The 18,279-nt window shown below is 41.7% G+C and carries 13 protein-coding genes; 3 read left to right on the forward strand and 10 right to left on the reverse strand.

Translation table 11 applies throughout. The annotated features are described in order from the left end of the window. Positions 1-865 precede the first annotated feature (865 nt). Positions 866-2,011, forward strand: a complete 1,146-nt coding sequence (locus ABF638_RS22995) for an IS4 family transposase (RefSeq protein ID WP_435025307.1) — start codon at positions 866-868, stop codon at positions 2,009-2,011. A 361-nt stretch (positions 2,012-2,372) separates the two neighbouring features. Here ABF638_RS22995 and ABF638_RS23000 read toward each other — a convergent pair whose 3' ends face one another. The 10 genes from ABF638_RS23000 to ABF638_RS23045 all read right to left on the reverse strand — a co-directional run bounded on the left by ABF638_RS23000 (position 2,373) and on the right by ABF638_RS23045 (position 15,618). Next, on the reverse strand, positions 2,373-5,783 hold the full coding sequence (locus ABF638_RS23000) for a DEAD/DEAH box helicase family protein (RefSeq protein WP_435025284.1): 3,411 nt from the start codon (positions 5,781-5,783) through the stop codon (positions 2,373-2,375). 212 nt (positions 5,784-5,995) lie between these two features. Continuing rightward, positions 5,996-6,478, reverse strand: coding sequence for a type II toxin-antitoxin system VapC family toxin (locus ABF638_RS23005; protein WP_435025285.1), 483 nt, complete (start codon positions 6,476-6,478; stop codon positions 5,996-5,998). Further along, entirely contained in the window at positions 6,471-7,775 is a 1,305-nt protein-coding gene (locus ABF638_RS23010; RefSeq protein ID WP_435025308.1) for an AAA family ATPase, read from the reverse strand. The genes ABF638_RS23005 and ABF638_RS23010 overlap by 8 nt, the downstream gene beginning before the upstream one ends. Before the next feature lie 10 nt (positions 7,776-7,785). Continuing rightward, positions 7,786-8,925: a restriction endonuclease subunit S gene (locus ABF638_RS23015; RefSeq protein ID WP_435025286.1), complete on the reverse strand. Its 1,140-nt coding sequence runs from the start codon at positions 8,923-8,925 to the stop codon at positions 7,786-7,788. Next, positions 8,922-10,475, reverse strand: coding sequence for an N-6 DNA methylase (locus ABF638_RS23020; RefSeq protein WP_435025287.1), 1,554 nt, complete (start codon positions 10,473-10,475; stop codon positions 8,922-8,924). The genes ABF638_RS23015 and ABF638_RS23020 overlap by 4 nt, the downstream gene beginning before the upstream one ends. Positions 10,476-10,704: 229 nt before the next feature. Further along, complete coding sequence (locus tag ABF638_RS23025) at positions 10,705-10,902, reverse strand: DNA-binding protein (protein WP_435025288.1); 198 nt, start codon at positions 10,900-10,902, stop codon at positions 10,705-10,707. Between the two features lie 46 nt (positions 10,903-10,948). Then, entirely contained in the window at positions 10,949-11,869 is a 921-nt protein-coding gene (locus ABF638_RS23030; RefSeq protein ID WP_435025289.1) for a ParB/RepB/Spo0J family partition protein, read from the reverse strand. Then, positions 11,870-12,631, reverse strand: a complete 762-nt coding sequence (locus ABF638_RS23035; protein ID WP_152592978.1) for a ParA family protein — start codon at positions 12,629-12,631, stop codon at positions 11,870-11,872. It abuts the gene before it with no gap. 465 nt (positions 12,632-13,096) lie between these two features. After that, the gene (locus tag ABF638_RS23040; protein ID WP_435025290.1) at positions 13,097-13,759 is read right to left on the reverse strand and encodes a hypothetical protein; all 663 of its coding nucleotides are present in this window, start codon (positions 13,757-13,759) and stop codon (positions 13,097-13,099) included. A 1,256-nt stretch (positions 13,760-15,015) separates the two neighbouring features. After that, a complete protein-coding gene (locus tag ABF638_RS23045; protein ID WP_435025291.1) occupies positions 15,016-15,618 on the reverse strand; it encodes a tyrosine-type recombinase/integrase in 603 nt (200 codons plus the stop codon). Positions 15,619-16,400: 782 nt separating this feature from the next. Between ABF638_RS23045 and ABF638_RS23050 the strand changes: the two genes are divergently transcribed. Together ABF638_RS23050 and ABF638_RS23055 are read left to right on the forward strand one after the other, a co-directional pair. After that, on the forward strand, positions 16,401-17,756 hold the full coding sequence (locus tag ABF638_RS23050; RefSeq protein ID WP_435025292.1) for a KAP family P-loop NTPase fold protein: 1,356 nt from the start codon (positions 16,401-16,403) through the stop codon (positions 17,754-17,756). Positions 17,757-17,774: 18 nt separating this feature from the next. Further along, positions 17,775-18,272, forward strand: coding sequence for a hypothetical protein (locus ABF638_RS23055; RefSeq protein ID WP_435025293.1), 498 nt, complete (start codon positions 17,775-17,777; stop codon positions 18,270-18,272). The last annotated feature ends 7 nt before the right edge of the window (positions 18,273-18,279 follow it).

Raw genomic sequence — 18,279 nt, forward strand, 5'->3', positions numbered from 1 at the left:
AATCCTAGATCATATTGTATATTGATTTGTGTAATTAATTTTGTTTGATTACTTACTTCACTCTTTTGATTAGTACGCGATTAGTGAAAGCTAGTCAGGGTGAAGAGTATCACTATTTCTTAGACGATCTAAGAATGGTATTTTGAGACACGTAAAGAGACATAATTCAGACTTGTCTCAAATTGGACACTTTCTGAGACGGGGTTTAGCCAAGAATCTTATCTGGCAAGAGTTATAGGGTGATAGCGTCAAAACTCACTTTTCATAATCCCCCTTTTCGAGGGTTTATCCCAAAAACCCCAACTAGCTCCTGCAAGCCCGCAAGAGCCACTTCGCTGCGCCGACTCCGAGCCACGAGTTCTTAAATCCTGAAATTGTGGAAGTATAGTAAAAACTTGACAAACTTTTTTGCGTACTGTGCGATAGTTTTGGTCAGGAATTTTTGGCGGAGAAATTAGGGTGGTAAATGAGGTTTTTGGGGTCTAAATCCTTAGATTTACCTTATGTTTACCTTGTAAATACCTTGGGGATGCCATTGTTTTACCTTATTTTTGGCAAAAAAGAAGGATTTTGTAAAAAACGGTGATTTTCAGTGTTGAAGGTGCAAATAAATCCTTATATTTGCCATTGGAATACCATTGAAATGCCATTGGTTTACCTTACAAATGCCATTTTTCAAAAAATCCTTGTAAATACCTTATAAATCAATACGGTTCAGTTAAGCCTCAAAGTCAGGTAAATTAAGGATTATTCCCAAGCCTGGAAATTGACTGTGGTACATCTGAAAGATTTTTCACTATTGTCTCCAACGATACAAAGTAGCGATTTGCTAAAAGCGATTGAGATAGCTATACCTGCAACGGCAATTGAAAAAGCGATCGTAAAAAGCAAAGCTAGTGAAGAAAGAAATCGTTCTTTACCAGCGCATTTGGTAATTTGTCTGCTAGTTGCAATGAGCTTTTGGTCGAGAGATTCAATGCGGGATGTACTGAAAAACCTAATTGATGGGATGTCAGAGACATGGATAAAAATTGGCAAATACTGGCGAGTGCCATGTAAATCAGCTATCACCCAGGCTCGGCAGCGATTAGGTGCTGGAGTAATGAGCCGATTATTTCACCAATTAGTGCGGCCAATGGCGACTGATGAAACTCTAGGTGCATTTCTAAATGGACTACGAATTGTGGTGATTGATGGTACCTGTTTTGATGTCCCAGACAGTGATGAGAATGCAAGAGTTTTTGGTCGTCCTAGTAGCCGTCCTGGAACGCAAGCAGCATTTCCAAAAGTCAGATTAGTCATATTGGTAGAAGCGGGAACGCACTTAATATTCGATGCGCTGATGTGTCCTTATCGGATTGGAGAGCGAGTAAGGGCGTTAAAATTACTACGCTCAGTTACAACAGGAATGTTACTGATGTGGGATAGGGGCTTGCATTCTTACGAAATGGTACATACAACAGTTTCTAAAGGTTGCAATTATTTGGGCAGAATACCTGCCAATGTTAAATTCTTTGCAGAAAAACCTCTGGAAGACGGCTCTTATCTATCATGGATTTACCCATCGGGAAAATTACGAAAAAAGGGTTGTCAACCCCTCAAAGTACGGGTTATTGAATATACTATTGAGCATCCAGAAAACCCTAGTGAACAAATCACATATCGATTGATTACTAGCTTATTAGATATTGAAAAATTCCCGGCAGAGTTGTTAGCTAAAGAATATCATCAGCGTTGGGAAGTAGAAAATACAATTGATGAATTGAAAATACACCTTTTAGGACGAAAAACTCATGTCCGTTCCCAAAAACCACGTGAAGTAGTGCAGGAAGTATATGGCTGGTTATTGGGACATTGGTCAGTAAGGATGTTAATGTTTCAAGCCGCAACCAGTGCTGGGGTTCCACCTTTACGTTTGAGTTTTACAGGAACATTACGGGTTATTCGTCGTGCTATTCCTAAATTTCAACACTTACAACCAGAAGAATTACCCCTTTTTTCGATTGGTTAACTGTGGAGATTCTAGATACGTTGTTACCGCAACGAGTTAACCGTACTAATCCCAGGGTTGTGAAAAAGCCTGTATCCAAGTTTCGTTCCAAAAAGCTAAAACACAGAGGTACTGGACAACGAGTCGAAGCTCCGAGATTTAACATCACTAATAAGGTTTTTAGCCTTAACTGAACCGTATTGCCTTATAAATGCCTTTTAGTTAAATAATGTTTAGTATGCGAAGTTTTCTAAAGCCCTGATAAAATCAGGAACGAAAAAAAGTTCATTGATGATGAGCCAGGGGTAAGGTATGGAAGCCAAAAGCGAAGTGACAATCAATATAGATGCGTGCCTGCCTTCAACGTTTTCCTAACTTATTTCTACGCTACTGCCCGCGCATAAACGGATTCAAGCAGAGAAACCAATTCGTCCACTTGGGACGAGGTAAATAGTCCATCTGGCCCCTGTGGTGTAATGTCAGTAAATGGGGATTCATAGAGGAGCGCAGCATCCATTACGCCATGTTCAGTTAGGTAGTCCACAATCATATTTGCAAACTCAATTTGATTAGAGTTAAGCTTTTTTCCAGATAGGAACCTAGCGAGTTCCTGTTTGGCTACCTCACGTTCTAGCCCCACCAAGGAGCGAACGAACAAACCCAGACCCTGTGACTGTTCTTTCGCACGGACGATATCCTCCGCCTCACCCACACCGCTCTGTGCCAATATGCTCTCTAGCTCAGACAGGTCGGATGAAGTAAGTTGCAAGTTTTTCCGCAGTTTGAAGATAACTACATGATACTGATGCGATCGCAAAAAAGCCCTTGCTTTAGCTCGGAACTTCTCAAAGTTATCCGATGATGTAAAGCCAGGTAACTCCACTGCTATTTCATCCCCCATCACATCCTCAAAGTCGGTGTAAATGGGTTGGCGTTTCTGTTTCTCAATCAGCTTTACTAGCCCCCGCAGGCGTTTGCGTAGTACCTCTAGCATGGGCAGTGTCACGTCCTGCCACCACTCATCGGTTTGTACATCCTGGATCAAAGGCAACTGCTCCCGTAATAATGGGATAGCTGATTTCTCCTCTAGCAAAGAGGTAAGTGACTTCACCTGTTCTCGTAAACGCTCAAAGGCAGGCTCCGATCGCAAAATTGCTAATTGTAACTTCAACACTAGGACATCAAACCGCTTTGTCTCTTCTGCTTCCGCTTCCAATTGGGAGGGTAGACCAGCTACTTCTTGGCTCAGTGCGCTAAAATCTTCATCGGATAGCGATACCCATGCTTCGGAACTAGCATATTTTTCTACCAGTCGTCGCTTAGGACGTACTACGAAGTTTTCACTATTCATGGCAGCAACTTCTGTGTAAAGTAGATTAGCCACTTGGTGGCGCAATTCTGCATCGGTCTTTGGTTCAGAGTCGGAGACTTGAGGTGCTTTGATTGTGGTACTGCCAACCTCAACGACTTTTTTATCTAGCTCTGTGATTAACTCCAATCGCGCAGTAAACAACTGCTTGCCCAAGGATTTACCTATTGGGGCATCAGTCGTCTCTGGATTATGCTGAAAAAACTCCAGGTTCTGGCAATAGTCGAACAAGTAGAAAAATTGCTTATCTTCTCCTATACCAAATAAATCGGGACAGCGACGGGTTCCCCGTCCTACCATCTGCCAGAACTTGGTTTTGGAGCGTACAAGTTTAAACAGCACCAGATTAACTACTTCTGGTACGTCAATCCCAGTGTCAAGCATATCCACCGAGATAGCAATATGGGGTTCCTTATCTTTGTTGGAAAAGCTATCAATTAGGGTTTGAGGATATGTGGTTTTGAAGGTAATAACGCGGGCAAACTCACCTTTAAAGTGCGGATAGTTGAGATTGAACCGTTCACCAATAAAATTGGCATGATCTTGGTTTTTAGCAAAGATAATAGTTTTGCCCAGGCGATCGCCACCAGCAACTTTCAGCCCTCTGGTCATTAAATGCGCTAGTACCTTGTCTACAGTATCTTGATTGAATAGCCACTTGTTGACAGCTTCTGCTTCCACGCGCTCCGGTGCGTTGCCTTCGTCATCCCATTCCAGAGCGTCCCACTCTTCCCTCTCTGCTTCAGAAAGTTCATTATAATTAATCCCCTGGCGTTGAAACTTAAGCGGTACTGATACAGCTTTGGGTGGTACGAGAAAGCCATCACTTACAGCATCTTCTAGCTGGTAGGCATCGGTAGGTACGCCGTTTTCTAGGTCAAACAGTCCGTAGGTGTTGCGGTCTATTTCATCCTTGGGCGTGGCGGTCAGTCCCAGCAAGAGAGAATCAAAGTAGTTGAAAATGGTGCGGTATTTCTGGAAGACCGAGCGATGGGCTTCATCAATGATTATTAGGTCAAAATGCCCTGCGCCAAAACGACGCTGCCCGTCGCGGGTATCATCAATCAGCCCCATCATGGTGGGATAGGTGCAAGCAAACACTCGTCCTTCGGTATCTTTCTCTGTTACCAAGTTAACTGGTGCAGCATCAGGGAGGTGTTTCTTAAATACATTTATTGCCTGATTTACCAGGGCTACACGGTCTGCTAGAAACAGTGCGCGTTTGACCCAGTTACAACGCATCAGCATCTCTACCAATGCGATCGCTGTTCTGGTTTTACCTGCACCTGTAGCCATGACTATCAGGGCTTTGCGGTCTTTATCGCGCTCAAAGGCTTCGGTAATGCGGCGAATAGCACGAGTTTGATAATAGCGTTCGGCAATACTAGCCTTAATGGTGGCTTCTGCTAAAGATTTGCGGGTAGTCCGGCGCTGTACAAGCAATTCTAATTCGGTTTTTTTGTAAAATCCTTGCACCTGTCGCGGTGGGTAATTGGTATTATCCCACAGCCAATGCTCGTAACCGTTGGAGTAGAAGATTATTGGACGCTGACCGAACTGCGTTTCTAGACAATCGGCATATAGTTTAGCCTGTTGCTGCCCGATGCGGGGGTCGTTTCGGGTGCGCTTGGCTTCTACGATCGCCAGGGGTTTACCATCATCGCCCCAGAGTACATAGTCTACAAAACCCTTACCCGATGCGTTGGGCATCCCTGTAACTTCAAACTCGCGGTTGCGGGGTTGATCGAGCGCCCACCCTGCTTCTTTCAACAACAGGTCGATGAAGATATCGCGGGTTTGTGCCTCAGAATAGTCGTGGGTATCTGGCTGGGTAGTGCTGGCTTTCTTGGCTGCTGTTATCTCTGCCCGCAGTCGCTTTAGTTCTTCATCCAGTGCGTTCTTGTCAACGAGAAGTGTTGAGAGTTTTTCGTCGCGATCGCGCAGTTGGGTTTCTAGTTTCTGGAGTTGCTCAATGGTTTGTTTAGGCACTGGTGCAGTTTTGGGCAGTGCTTCCGGGTTGAAAGTCAGCCCCGGTTCTGGTTTGCTACTACGTCCGTAGGTGTGTGCTAACCAGTACGCAACGTGAAAAAATTCCCGTACTGCGTTTATGGCATCGTTGACAGGGACGGGTTTGGCACTGTGGACTGCTTGATTACCCAGTTTGATAATGACCCGTGTTTTGTTAAATACTGCCTCGCCTACCAAAGTTTTAAAGGTGGGTTCATGAATCAGGGCGCTCAAGTTGTCATGATAGGGCAGTTCTAGGGAATTATCGTATTGATACAACCAGTTTACGGTTAACTCCAAGGCACGACGGGCATAAAAGCAGGCGGTACGGGGGTCGGGATATACTGCACTAAAAGCTTTATTTGCGGATTCGTAAACTGCGGAGAATTCAGCTTGGAGGAATGTAAACTGGCTCATTAAATTAATAAAGCTTTTGTCAATTTAAATACATTATATTCGGTATTTTTTGTGACTTAAAGTTAGAACCCCACGGGCTGTTTATCCCGTAACAAGAGCATGAAAATCTCTCCCTCATCTCCCACCCTGCGGTCAGCCAAAGCTACATCACTCCCTAAACTTCCGTTCGGACTTCGGCGATCGCTTCTGAGCAATCCTTAGAGATGGTTAAGTTATTTTCCCCTTTGGTGATAATTCTGTAAATCGCTGTCTAGTGACCAGATAAACACTTCACTCATTTGGAAAAGATTACAGGACTTACGAAATTCCTGAATGATGCTCATATCTCCAAAGCTGGTTCCTTCTGACTTAAGAGGAGCTTTATTTCTGCCAGCCAGATCGGGGAAGTCGTCAATCCACTCCAATATCTCTGCGGTGTTCGGGAATGTAGTAGGTTTCCAGGGAGCTTCGCCTGTGAATGCTTTTTTAACTTCTTCAACAAAACGTTTGGCGGTTTTCCTTCGCATTGTGCCGTCACCGTTCTGGGCAATGTGGTTGCCTGTTTCGAGGATCGTCGCCATAGGCAACAAAAAAGTACAGCCAGATTGAGCATAGGTCTGAAAATCTTGGAGGACTAATGCTCTATGCTGATTATAGTTGGGGACGTTGAGTATTTCGAGGAATATGCTGGTATCTATCAGACAGATACTACTCATTGCCGTACTCCTGCAAACGAGACAGCCATTCCAAAGCTTGGTGTTTTCTGTCTTCAGGTGTGTGCGGCGACTTGACAAACCGATCCACTACCCCAGCAGTTACCAGTTGACCGAGCGGCCCCTGAGATATCAGACTGGGGAAATCGTACATCTCCCCAAGCCGTACAAGGCGGCTATCTCCTGACTCTGGATTGCGGAAACAAAATACTACATCACCGAGGGCAGCATCGGGTAAGGCATCCATTAAGGCTGGGTTGTGGGTAGAAAGCAGCACCCGCAATTTCCGCCGCTCGGCAATATCCCGGATGCTGGCGAGTAGATGCTGGGCGCGGTTGGGATGAACGCCGTTGTCGATTTCCTCAATTACCACTAAACTACCAACGGGTGCTGATAGCATAGCCGCCGCGATCGCTAACACCCGCAAAGTGCCATCGGATAATAATGCGGCCTCACAATAGCGACGGGTATTGCCAAAGGTTTCTGCTAGTTGCACCATGACTTCATCCCGTGGGCCGAAAAGGAAATCTAGCCCATCTATAGCCTGTTCTGGTAGACTCTGGATAAAGTTGAGAATTGCCTGTTGATTTTCGGCTTGGTTCTCCCACAAGCGATACAGGACGCTGGAAAGATTGGTACCATCTTCTTGTAATCGCTTATCAGATTTGAAACTGTACTCGCGCATTCTGGCGGGAACGGGATCTAGAAACAGGATGTTCTTTAAAATTCGTTGATATTCGCGGACGGTATCAGGAATTATCTTTTGGGATATGGGGTACTTTGCATCAAAATGGGCAGGGGTGTCTAATTGCACGAATATAGCCATCTGATCGCTGCACGTTATTCGTGGCTTGTTCTTCCCCCTTGTAAAGTTGTTATATGCGACACCAACATCAGTCCCTACTCCTTGAGAAGGCTGATCTAGGGCATATAGCGGCACTTGACTTGTCGAGCCAACGATTCGCTCACTACTGATGTGCAGTTCTCCGTCACGTACATTCAGGGTTATATCGAGTTGGTTCCAGTCTGGGTAGTCTAAACGGCAACCAATGGTAAAATTTGACTCTCCCCGATGGCACAAGTCATTTACTCGACCGCGTACAACGCGCTCTGCACTATTCACCGCATATTGAATGCTGGAGAGTTTTTGCCCTTGTGCTAGCCATGACAGAAAGCGCAAACCTTCAAGGGCGTTACTTTTGCCTGCGGCATTGGCTCCGATTAGTACGGTTAGCGATCCAAGGGGCAATCGGCTTGTACTGTAACTTTTGAAGTTGGCGAGGGTAAATTCGGTCAGCATGGCGCTCATATCATAATTCTCCTCGGAATGCTCGATGTTGGAGGGAGGCGAAGAGGGCATCAAGTTCTGACAGTGAGGCGCGGTGAGCGGCTTTGAGTTTTTCTACAGCTTCGACGCGATGGGCAAATTCTTTTTGAAGAGAGAGGGGAGGGATAAAAATAGGCATAGACTTGATGATGCCCATATTTAATCCTGCCATGATCGCCCCTTTTTCTGTCTGATTAAGATATTGCCGAGCAATCGGATGTAAGAGAAAGTAAGCATGGAGAAAACGTGGCAAGCACTTATCCTGGTTGAGAGTAATACAACAAAGGTGTTTTGTATTAATGGCAACTGGTATACTGTCTGGAACAACAGCACATCTTCCACACGTCCCCATAATTGTTATGATCACGTCCCCAGGGCTGACAGTGTAGCGTTTCAGTCCGCGATACTTCAACTCAGAAATAAACCTGCGTTCACCCCATCGAAATTCATTTGCAACAGCATTATCAATACCTAGCACTGCTACACCTTCCTCTACAAACTCACTATGAAGAAGCTGGCTTCCAAATGGCCCCGTCCTAATTGATCCATTACTCGGATGAACTATCTCAGCAATTGTTTCCATTGCCCAACCATTTAATACTGGATCGCCGAACATTTCTATGAAGATGGCTTGGGTGAGGAAGTCGAGTTGTGCGATCGCTTCCCGACGTTTAGACCTGATTTCTTCGGCGCGATCGAGTACCTCCGCAATCCGCTTCTGCTCTTCCAAGGGGGGGAGTAAGAGTCGCTGGCGGTATGCGTCTTCACGATTTAACCCCGGAACTGCCGCCGCCTTGTTAAGTTTTGTTAGACCCAGACCCGACAACTGGTAAGCAAGCCATTTGAGTTCAGTATCTGTAGCGCTTTTGTCAATGTAGTAGGTAGTATCAATTGGCCAGCAGGAAACATTGGAGAAATTGACCTCCCCCAACGAACCTTTACGTCCTATCACGATGGTAGATCCATCTGTAATTGCTTCATTGTGCTGCCCAATAATCCCGTTTGATCCAAACACTGGAATATTACCTCCAGTTCGTTTGAGTTCAGGTAAGCTTTTACCATATTTGAACTCGCAAATTTCACCTAGTGAAACCTCTGCCCATGATGTAGAGAGATTCTTCATCCCAACATCCCCTCCAAATCCTTCATCCCCTGCTGAATCTCTGCCTCCAGCTTTGCCAAATTAGCGAGGATGTCTTTGGGTGCGCGGTGTTCCACCTCTTCATGTACCACTTCCTTATAACGATTCAGGCTGAGGTCATACCCCTGAGTCGCAATATCAACCTTTGGTACACAGAAACTCTGAGCCGTGCGCGGCCGCTCTCGTTCGGTAGTATTCCGCACTTGCCAACGACTCAACACATCCGGCAGATTATTCTTAGTATGCTCCTCTGCTGTTAGCAAAGCCGCAGGTACAGCACCTAATTTATCTTCAGAAAGCAAAGGCGCTCTTTTATCATCCAAACTCAACCCGTCAGCATTCACATTGTAGAACCAAACAAAATCAGTCCCACCAGAGTTAGTTTTAGTAAATAGTAAAATCGCAGTAGAAACACCCGCGTAGGGCTTAAATACACCACCCGGCAGAGATATCACAGCATCAAGCTTCTGCTCCTCCACCAACAGGCGGCGCAGTTCCTTATGTGCTTTAGAAGAGCCAAAAAGCACACCATCCGGTACAATCACCGCAGCCCGTCCCCCAGGTTTGAGCAATCTTAAAAACAGAGCCAGGAATAGCAACTCAGTCTTCTTGGTTTTAACAATCGCCTGCAAGTCCTTAGCCGTGTTCTCATAGTCCAACGACCCAGCAAAAGGGGGATTAGCCAGCACAAGAGTATAAGATTCTTCATCACCCGAATGCTCCTGTGCCAGCGAGTCTTTGTAACGCACATCCGGGTTTTCCACCCCATGCAGGAGCATATTCATACTGCCAATACGGAGCATGGTATTGTCAAAGTCGAACCCGTGAAACATCTGATGATGAAAGTGTTCCTTCAGCTTGGCATCGCGCAGAATTTCCGGGTGATGCTCCCGCAGATATTCATTAGCAGCCACGAGATAGCCACAAGTACCACTAGCCGGATCACAGATCACATCCCCCGGACTGGGTGCAGTCAGTTCCACCATCAGCCGAATAATGTGGCGCGGCGTGCGAAACTGCCCATTTTGTCCAGCCGAGGCAATCTTGCCCAACATATATTCGTAGAGGTCGCCTTTGGTGTCCCGGTCTTCCATCGGTACACCATCTAGCAAATCCACCACCTTAGACAGTAGCGCCGGAGTAGGAATCGTGAAGCGGGCATCCTTCATGTGGTGCGCGTAAGTCGAATCATCCCCACCCAAAGTCCGCAGGAAAGGGAAAACATGATCGTTGACTACAGCAAACATCTCCGGCGCTGCAAAGTGCTTGAACCTCGACCAACGCAAATCATCGTAGTCACGTTTTTTGATATCTAGTCCCTCTTGGAAAATCCCCTCTGGGAAAATCCGCCGTTCCATCGGGCGCTTGAGTCGGTTAGCTTTGTTTTCTTCTAGGGTATGCAGGTCATCGAGGCGACGCAGAAACAGCAGGTAAGTAATCTGCTCAATGACTTCGAGGGGATTGGAGATACCACCTGACCAGAAGGCATCCCAGATTTTATCTATTTGACTTTTAATTTCCCCTGAGATCATTTGTGTTTGTCTTATCCGGTAGAGTGCAAGTAACTAGGTGAGCCGCGCAGTCTCACATTTTATACTCGATAATCATTGCAAGCAATGGGCAATTATAGAGATTGAGCAGCTTAAACAATAAAATATTTCGTACTGGGAGTATGACTCAGTTACCCGAAACGTTTCGGGTAATTTTCCCTTTAGCTTCATTTTGGAAGTTCGACAACTTCAACAAGTACAATCGAGCGAATCATGCTAATCGCTGGTAAAGTTCAGCATTTTTTCGCAGTACATAACTAGCGGCTTGGTTAAACTCACTTTTTGGGTAGTTTAACAAATCTTCTAGAGAGGCAGATAACAATTCTTCAGTCGAGATACCCAACTTCTGCGCTAATGACTGCAATTTTTGCAGTTGCTGCTCTGTAATATTAATTGTTATAGCAGCCATATTTCCTTTTCATAGCTAGTCTTTATCTAACATTATTATCTGGCATTTACCCCTCATCAGCCATCAAAGCTTCCAACTCTTTCAACAAAGATTCTAGTTTCTTCTGCTTCTGGGGATTGTCCCACACCTTTGACTTTTTCGCTTGCTTGTATGTAGCTTCTAAACGACTTTGCAGTGCTGGAGGTGTGACAGATGGTTGTTTAGCTTTGACCTGCCGTTGAATTTCGGAAAGGGGCAAAGAGAGCGAAATTGCCGCTTCTAAGAGTTCAATTCTTTCTTCTTTTGATGTCAGCTTGGCAATCTCCTTGCCCTTGGTGTACTCAATTTGTCCTGCACGCAGGGCTGATAAAATATCCTCTGGCAGTTTCAACAGTGGTAGTCTGGTGCGGACAAATGATTGCCAGCTAATCTTTCCCAATTCCGCGAACACTTTTTCTACTATTTCTGCCTCGGAATTACCCGAAACGTTTCGGGTAATTTTTCCTTTGGCTTCATTGTCCATTCTGTAGAGTACAGAAGACACTTGTGCTGTCTCGCATCCCAATCGCAATGCCAACAGTTGCAAGGTTCCTTCAGTTTCTTCAACTGGGTTTAAGTCCTCCCGTTGGAGATTCTCAGTCAGGGCATACTGTACCGCCTGCTCATCTGACATCTCCCGCACGTTTACAGGCACTGACGTTAAAGCTGCTGTTTGTGCTGCCCGATATCTGCGCTCTCCTGCCACTAATTCATACTTATCCCCCGCAGGTCTGACCAATAAAGGCTGGAGGATGCCGTTTTGCTTTACCGATTCCACCAAGGATTGCATCGCTTGGGGGTCAAAATAACGCCGAGGTTGAGTAGCAGGAAGGACAATCTTATCCAATTGCACTGTAGAAGAAGTCAACTCATCATCATCTTTGAACAGCGCGACGTTCTTGAGTTTGCTTCTAGCAGCAGGTGGTTGGCTGGCGCGTCTGGTACTCATTTATATCTCCTCCATTGCTTGTGCTATCTCGTCAAAAATACGGAGAATAGCAGGATTTTTATTAGGGCATAATGCTAAAGGTTTACCATATTCAGCAGCTTCTGCCACTGCTGTAGCGCGAGGTAGGGGGGGAAATATCCTTGCTAAACTTGACAGTTGCTCATGAATTGATTCAAGAGTTCTCTGGTCTAGGGAATTAGCAGCAGAGTACATTGTCGGGAAAAATCCCGCTATCTTCAGAGAGCGATTCAGCTTGCGCTGCACTCTTGCCAATGTTTTCAACAGCGAGTCTGTTCCCTTCAATGCTTTGAACTGACACTGAATGGGGACTAAAACATGAGTCGAGGCAACTAGGCTAATTTGACTAAGAATTCCCAAACTGGGAGGACAGTCAATCAAAATAAAATCGTAGTTGTCCAACTCAGGAGCAAGTACCTCTTTGAGTCGAAATTCTCTCAACTCAGCAAATATCAATTCTTGTTCGGCATTAGCCAGCAAAATGTTGGCAGGGGCCAAGTCCATACCGTCCAAGTCCCGATGAATGGGAATGGGTTCATCTGACTCTGACACCAAAGCATCGTAAATAGTTTTTGACAAATCAGCCGCTTCCAACCCCATGAACGTTGTCAGGGAAGCTTGGGGGTCTATGTCTATCAACAGTACCCGATGACGGCGTATAGAAAGGTGATAGCCAAGATTTTGGGTTGTCGTCGATTTGGCGACACCACCCGCTTGATTGAAGAGTGAGATTATCTTGGTCAATTTCACCGCCAGCACATGACACTGGACAAAATATACCCCATTGTGCAAAATTATGGGCAGTTTTAAGAAATGCGATCGCCTCGATTTTGTCATACATAAGTAAGACCCTCATAAAATTTATGAGGGTTTTGATTTTTATTTATGTCAATTCAAGAGTGTGGAAACGTCTTCTACTCTGCTGACCCTAACAAGCCTTAAGAGCTTTGGTATCATACATATTTTTGTACTTATTCAAGAAAACTTAACCAAAAGAAAGAACTTAACCTTAGTTGGGGCTAAGTTCTTTCTTTTGTGCATTAACTTGAGATTAGGTATCTTGGCTCAATACCTAATGCTTTTCTCAAGCCAGGTATCTATCAGGTATCTATATGGGTATCTGCCGAGATTTGTGCAAAATGGTACACTTTGTAAAGTTTCGTAAAGCCTTTGACATAGAAACCTATGAAATTACCTTTTAAATAATTATTAGGGACTAAATATTTTTTGTTTAATCCATTGAACTAAAACTTGTACCACTAAAGTTATCAAACCACCAATTATTAATAGTCTAATTTGATTTTTATGTTCTAAAAAGAAATTTGTTCTTTTGCTTGTATCTTTTGCAATAATTACAGTAATTTTATCTTTATCAGCCTTAAATATTAAATTTGAATTTATTACAATTAATGAGCCAATCTGGATAATTAATATAATATATTTAACAAAAACATCAATTATTATTATATTTTGTAAATATACAATAAGACTTACTATTGAAACTATAAAATTTAGAGTTGCCCGCCTACTGCTAATCTCAGAAATAGATGGAACAACTCTAGGTTCTAATATCTCTTTTATTTTAGTAAGTATTCCTGTTGAAATTGCATTATCCTCAGATATAAAACTACTTGTGGATAAAGATGAGATATTCAAACTAACTCGCGGATCTTGTGATTTAAACCTTATTTCGTCAAAGTCTAAACTTTCTAATTGTTTCAATTCTTCTACAGATTCAAACTCATATTCTTCAGTAACAATTGTGTAAGATTTACAATTGCTTTTAAATATTTCTTCGATAAGTTCAATATCTTTTAAATAGAGTGATACTGAAGGTAAAGATACAGAAATTTGTTTGGGTAATTTTTTCATAACTTTATTGCTTCAACAAAAGTGTTTTTATAGTAATCTTGTACTATAAAAACAATAACCGTGTAAATACTTAAGTTTCCTCTTAGATATATGAATAACTAAAATGTATTTGGCGCTTTTAATGAAGCTTGTTCTAAGTATAAGTTAGCTCTTGGGGCTTATGATAATACCTTTTATTTTTTGGCATGATAAACATAGCAGTCCTGGCACAACTCCTTGTGTGTTTAGCCTTTGTAGAGATGTCGTTTAACTATCAAATCCCGACATCCACGCCCACAATCATCTTGTCAAAACATTTTACCAGGAATCATTTTATAGAATTTTATAATAGACAACGCCGCCGCCGCCCCTAACACCTGTTCATCAGTCACTTCCAAGTATAGCGTTGTTCATACTCGTATGCTTTCCATGCTTTTTCAAAAAAGTGGGGTAAGCATACGACTGTATTTATATTTAGAATATAGTTTAATTTGATACTTAACTTGTAAATTCTCTTTCTAATTTCTCTCTGATTTGGGCTATCTCAACCGGGTTATCTGAATTTTTAGCAGGTGGTTTATTAAAAATATTTTTTATAAGTTAAAATATTTTTATAAGTTTTTGACATAAAAACAGCGTTAAATTTAAGTATTATTACTAGTATTAAAGACAATTTGTAATCAAGCTCAAACTATTCGTAACCTTTTCATATAGGGCTTTCTGTATAGAATTTATCGCTAGTATTAAATATATTAGCAATGCAGTTAATGCTTTTTTATGTACAATTATTGACTAAATAATTATATCTTGTACAGTTCTTTTGTACAGTTGTTAGTGATATGTTAAATATCTTAGATTAGACGTGTTCTATCCAATACTACGTCTAATGAAAATTTTTGATTCTTTGGTTAAAAAGTTTAGTTTTGCGTCACGTAGAAAGCAGCGCTTTAATTATATTGACCGTATACCCCATTTTCTAGCGGTCACTTCTTATTTTGCTCTTTTGGGATTTTCTTTTCACAATTCTGATGCAAGATTGGCTTTTATCAACGTCTGTACGCTTTTAATAGCTAGTTATCTAGGGAAATTTCCTAATGATAATCAATAAAAAGTCTCTAGCTTTTTTGACAAACTAGAGACTTAGAAATTAAAATGTTGTTTTCAGACTAGCGTATATCGCACAAGATAGGCAAGCTTCCGTAAAAAGCTTGTCTATCTTAATTCTGACTTTTAAACGCTGCTTCTATGATGTTGTCATATATAGATTTCTCGACATTTCACAAATCACCCCAATCAAAATTCAGGAAGCGTCTAGCATTTAACTTTGTATATTTTTCAGTGTGTTTGATATCGCGGTGTCCGAGAAAGTCTTGGATTTCCCTGGTGTTGTAACCCTGATTTACCAGATAGTAACCGCAAGCATGGCGCATCATGTGACAGTGAACTTTGATATCAAGCCCAGCCTGTGCTGCCAGTCGCCCAAGCAGCTTTCGCACCGCATCAGTAGACATCACCTCACCACGCTCGGAAACGAAAATATATTTGCTATCTGGCAACATCTCTCTAAGTTCTTTGAGCAAAGTTAACTCATCATCTCTCAAGGGATGCACCCCAGAGTCACTACCCTTTTCCCTGGTGATGAAAATCTGGCGTTCGGCCCACATCAGCGCATCCCATCTTAAACCGCACTTAGCCCCTACAGCTTCCCCCACCCTCAGACCGTGGCGAAACATGAGCAACATCAGTGTATAATCACGGTGAGCATAACGAGCTTTGCGCTCAAGTGCGGCATCGAGTAGAGATCGCACCTCGCTTGGTGTAAGGTATTCTCTAGACCTGTAATGCTTGTTGGGTAGACGAGTTGGGGGTGGTAGCCTCATTTATTCTTGGTGATAGTGTCCGGTGTACGCGACGAAATATGGACACTAACCATTCTCCCAAACCCTGATGCTTTCGTGAATAGCCACCACATAACTGACCTCAGTTAAGCCACGCTTATCATTCACACCCCTCAAAACCGACATTTCACCCCCATTGATAAGTTTGGCAAATATCCATACTTCTCTATACACCAGTCTGTACAACTCCAAAACAAAAGTCCCGCTTTCATAAATATCAAGGTGAGGGCATTGATATCATTAGTTCCCGATACCAAGAAAAGGCAATGGCGCATTAGCCCACTTTATAGGGTATCTGCCGAAATAACGGCGAGATGGGACGCGTTGTAAACAAATATTGCGTAACGTAGTTTAGGGATTTACTAAATTGCCCACAAATGGTATAAAACATTCATTTTTTTTGCACACTAAAATCAACTCTTCGCGCTATTAAGTCCCTCAAACTTGCCCATTCATCACCTTTTTAGGGAATCTTTTCATTTGAATAGTCAAGTTCAGCTTGAAGCTGAAACTGCCATTAAGTTAAAAGTATCTTTATGATATGCTTAAGTACGTAAAGATGTATTATAGTGATCTACAATATACTTCAACGTGATTTTCCAGTTTGGGGAAAAATTACAAAGATTTTCTTACCTAACTTACTTATTTATAACTACCAAAGTTAGCCTTTGGATATTGAAGTAATTAAGTAATAAAATGGAGAAACTTCGTTATGAAAGTGAAATACTTTTTATAATTAACTCCTTACATTAAGGAATAAATTAATGATAATGCGTTTTTTACCAGATGAAGCTATTAGTGATGACACAGAAGATTTTTTAGGTTTTAGTGATTTTGTTAATTTACTTAAACTTTCTATTTATAATACACAAACGCCTTTCGTATATGGAGTTTTAGGGGATTGGGGTGTCGGTAAGACATCGATTTTACAACTTCTTAAGAATCGGCTTATTAATGATTTAGATAGCGGCAGAAAACTTTTTATACCAATTTGGTTTAATGCGTGGAAATATGAGAATGAGACTAATATTATTTATCCATTGCTTTATGCCATAAAGCAAGATTATATAAAGCGTTTCAAAAGTATTGAAATGAAAGATGAGTTCTGGCGTGATTTTACTAAAGTAGCCACAGCAAGTATTGCTGTATTGACTGATTTAGGTTTGAGAGTTGCGACAAAAAGACTAGCTGGTGAAGCTATCAAACTTGATGATATAACCAAGCAAGTTCAGGCTACTGAAAGTTTATCTAGTGAATTAGAAAGTATTCTTAGTGAATGGGCAGATCAAGTCAACCAGATTAATCAAGCTTTTGCAAAACTCCTAGATGCCTATTCTAATGCGTTAATGGAATTGTATAAAGATAAAGTTTGTAGTAAAGATGAAATTGTTTTTGTGTTTATAATAGATGATTTAGATAGGTGCTTACCAGAGACAACTATTTCTATTTTAGAAGGTATTAAAAACTATTTATCTGTAGAACGATGCGTTTACATTCTAGGCTTAAATCCTAATATTATTTATCAAGGCATCAGAATAAAGTACAAAGGCTTAGAAGTTGATGGTCGTGAGTATCTAGAAAAAATTCTGAATTATTCATTTTATGTTCCTGAGCCGCAAATTCAGAAGATTCCCGAATTTGTGTTAAGTCGCTTTAATAGCTTAATAATAAATGAAAGTGTTCGAGAGAAGTATAAGAGTATGTTTATAGAGTTTGGGGAAATTCTAGAAAAATGCCGCTTCAATAATCCCCGTAAAATTAAGCGAGTTTTAAATAGATACTTATTCTTTTTAAATAGTTATGAAAAAGAAATTTATAAGTATTACAATTCTAATATTGTACGTTTAATAATTTTAGCTGAATATTTCCCAGGATTGTTCCAGCTATTTCTCAAATCTGACAACATCACAACTTCAATTAAATCGGAACTAATGAAAATTGGACAGCTAGATTTTAAGCTTGAGGAATTTGAGAAAAGGTTTGGAATTTCTATAGTTTCAGTATATCCTCAATTATCAAAGATGAATGAGTTATTTAATTTGAATTTAAATACTACAGGTGACAAATTGAGCATTACGAAAAACGCTCAGAATGTGTTTTGCATCACTCGTCTTACTTAGAAAGATCAAGGATATCAGATGCCTGAGCTAAATGGGATAGAAGTGACACCGGCATTATGTGGAATGATTGATAAAGTTCCACAGGAAACTTTTATGCGTTATTGGGAAGAATGTGTTCTTCAAATATTGAAAGCTGAAAAAGATATAATTTATCAGTCAGCATTTAAAGCCATTAAGCTGGCAAGGGAAAACCAAAGCAATATGGTTAAAGGTTTTAAGATATTTAATGTTGTCTTTTTAGACGATTTTTGGAAATCAGAATATTTTAAAATAGTTGAATTTCATTCTGATGAAAACCTTGTAAAAAACAAAGAAGTTTTTTTAGAAGCAGCCTTTAATCAGTATTGGTCTATTTCTTTCAATTCTCATTATTGGATAAAATGTCTTGAACTTAATCAAGATATTTCCTATGAAAAAGCAATAGATGATTGGAAAACAAACAATCAAGCTATAATTGTCACTTATATGAATAATCTTAATAATTGGAATAGCAGAAGGCAAAGTATAGCTGTTTAGGGGCTAA

This window comes from Nostoc sp. CALU 1950, assembly GCF_051172895.1.
Classification (GTDB): Bacteria; Cyanobacteriota; Cyanobacteriia; order Cyanobacteriales; family Nostocaceae; genus Nostoc; species Nostoc edaphicum_A.

Bases quoted from the DNA above. Each gene is read 5' to 3' on its own strand.
- ABF638_RS23000 (WP_435025284.1), bottom strand. From the start codon at position 5,783: ATGAGCCAGTTTACATTCCTCCAAGCTGAATTCTCCGCAGTTTACGAA.
- ABF638_RS23005 (WP_435025285.1), bottom strand. From the start codon at position 6,478: ATGAGTAGTATCTGTCTGATAGATACCAGCATATTCCTCGAAATACTC.
- ABF638_RS23010 (WP_435025308.1), bottom strand. From the start codon at position 7,775: ATGCTGACCGAATTTACCCTCGCCAACTTCAAAAGTTACAGTACAAGC.
- ABF638_RS23015 (WP_435025286.1), bottom strand. From the start codon at position 8,925: ATGAAGAATCTCTCTACATCATGGGCAGAGGTTTCACTAGGTGAAATT.
- ABF638_RS23020 (WP_435025287.1), bottom strand. From the start codon at position 10,475: ATGATCTCAGGGGAAATTAAAAGTCAAATAGATAAAATCTGGGATGCC.
- ABF638_RS23025 (WP_435025288.1), bottom strand. From the start codon at position 10,902: ATGGCTGCTATAACAATTAATATTACAGAGCAGCAACTGCAAAAATTG.
- ABF638_RS23030 (WP_435025289.1), bottom strand. From the start codon at position 11,869: ATGAGTACCAGACGCGCCAGCCAACCACCTGCTGCTAGAAGCAAACTC.
- ABF638_RS23040 (WP_435025290.1), bottom strand. From the start codon at position 13,759: ATGAAAAAATTACCCAAACAAATTTCTGTATCTTTACCTTCAGTATCA.
- ABF638_RS23045 (WP_435025291.1), bottom strand. From the start codon at position 15,618: ATGAGGCTACCACCCCCAACTCGTCTACCCAACAAGCATTACAGGTCT.
- ABF638_RS23050 (WP_435025292.1), top strand. From the start codon at position 16,401: ATGATAATGCGTTTTTTACCAGATGAAGCTATTAGTGATGACACAGAA.
- ABF638_RS23055 (WP_435025293.1), top strand. From the start codon at position 17,775: ATGCCTGAGCTAAATGGGATAGAAGTGACACCGGCATTATGTGGAATG.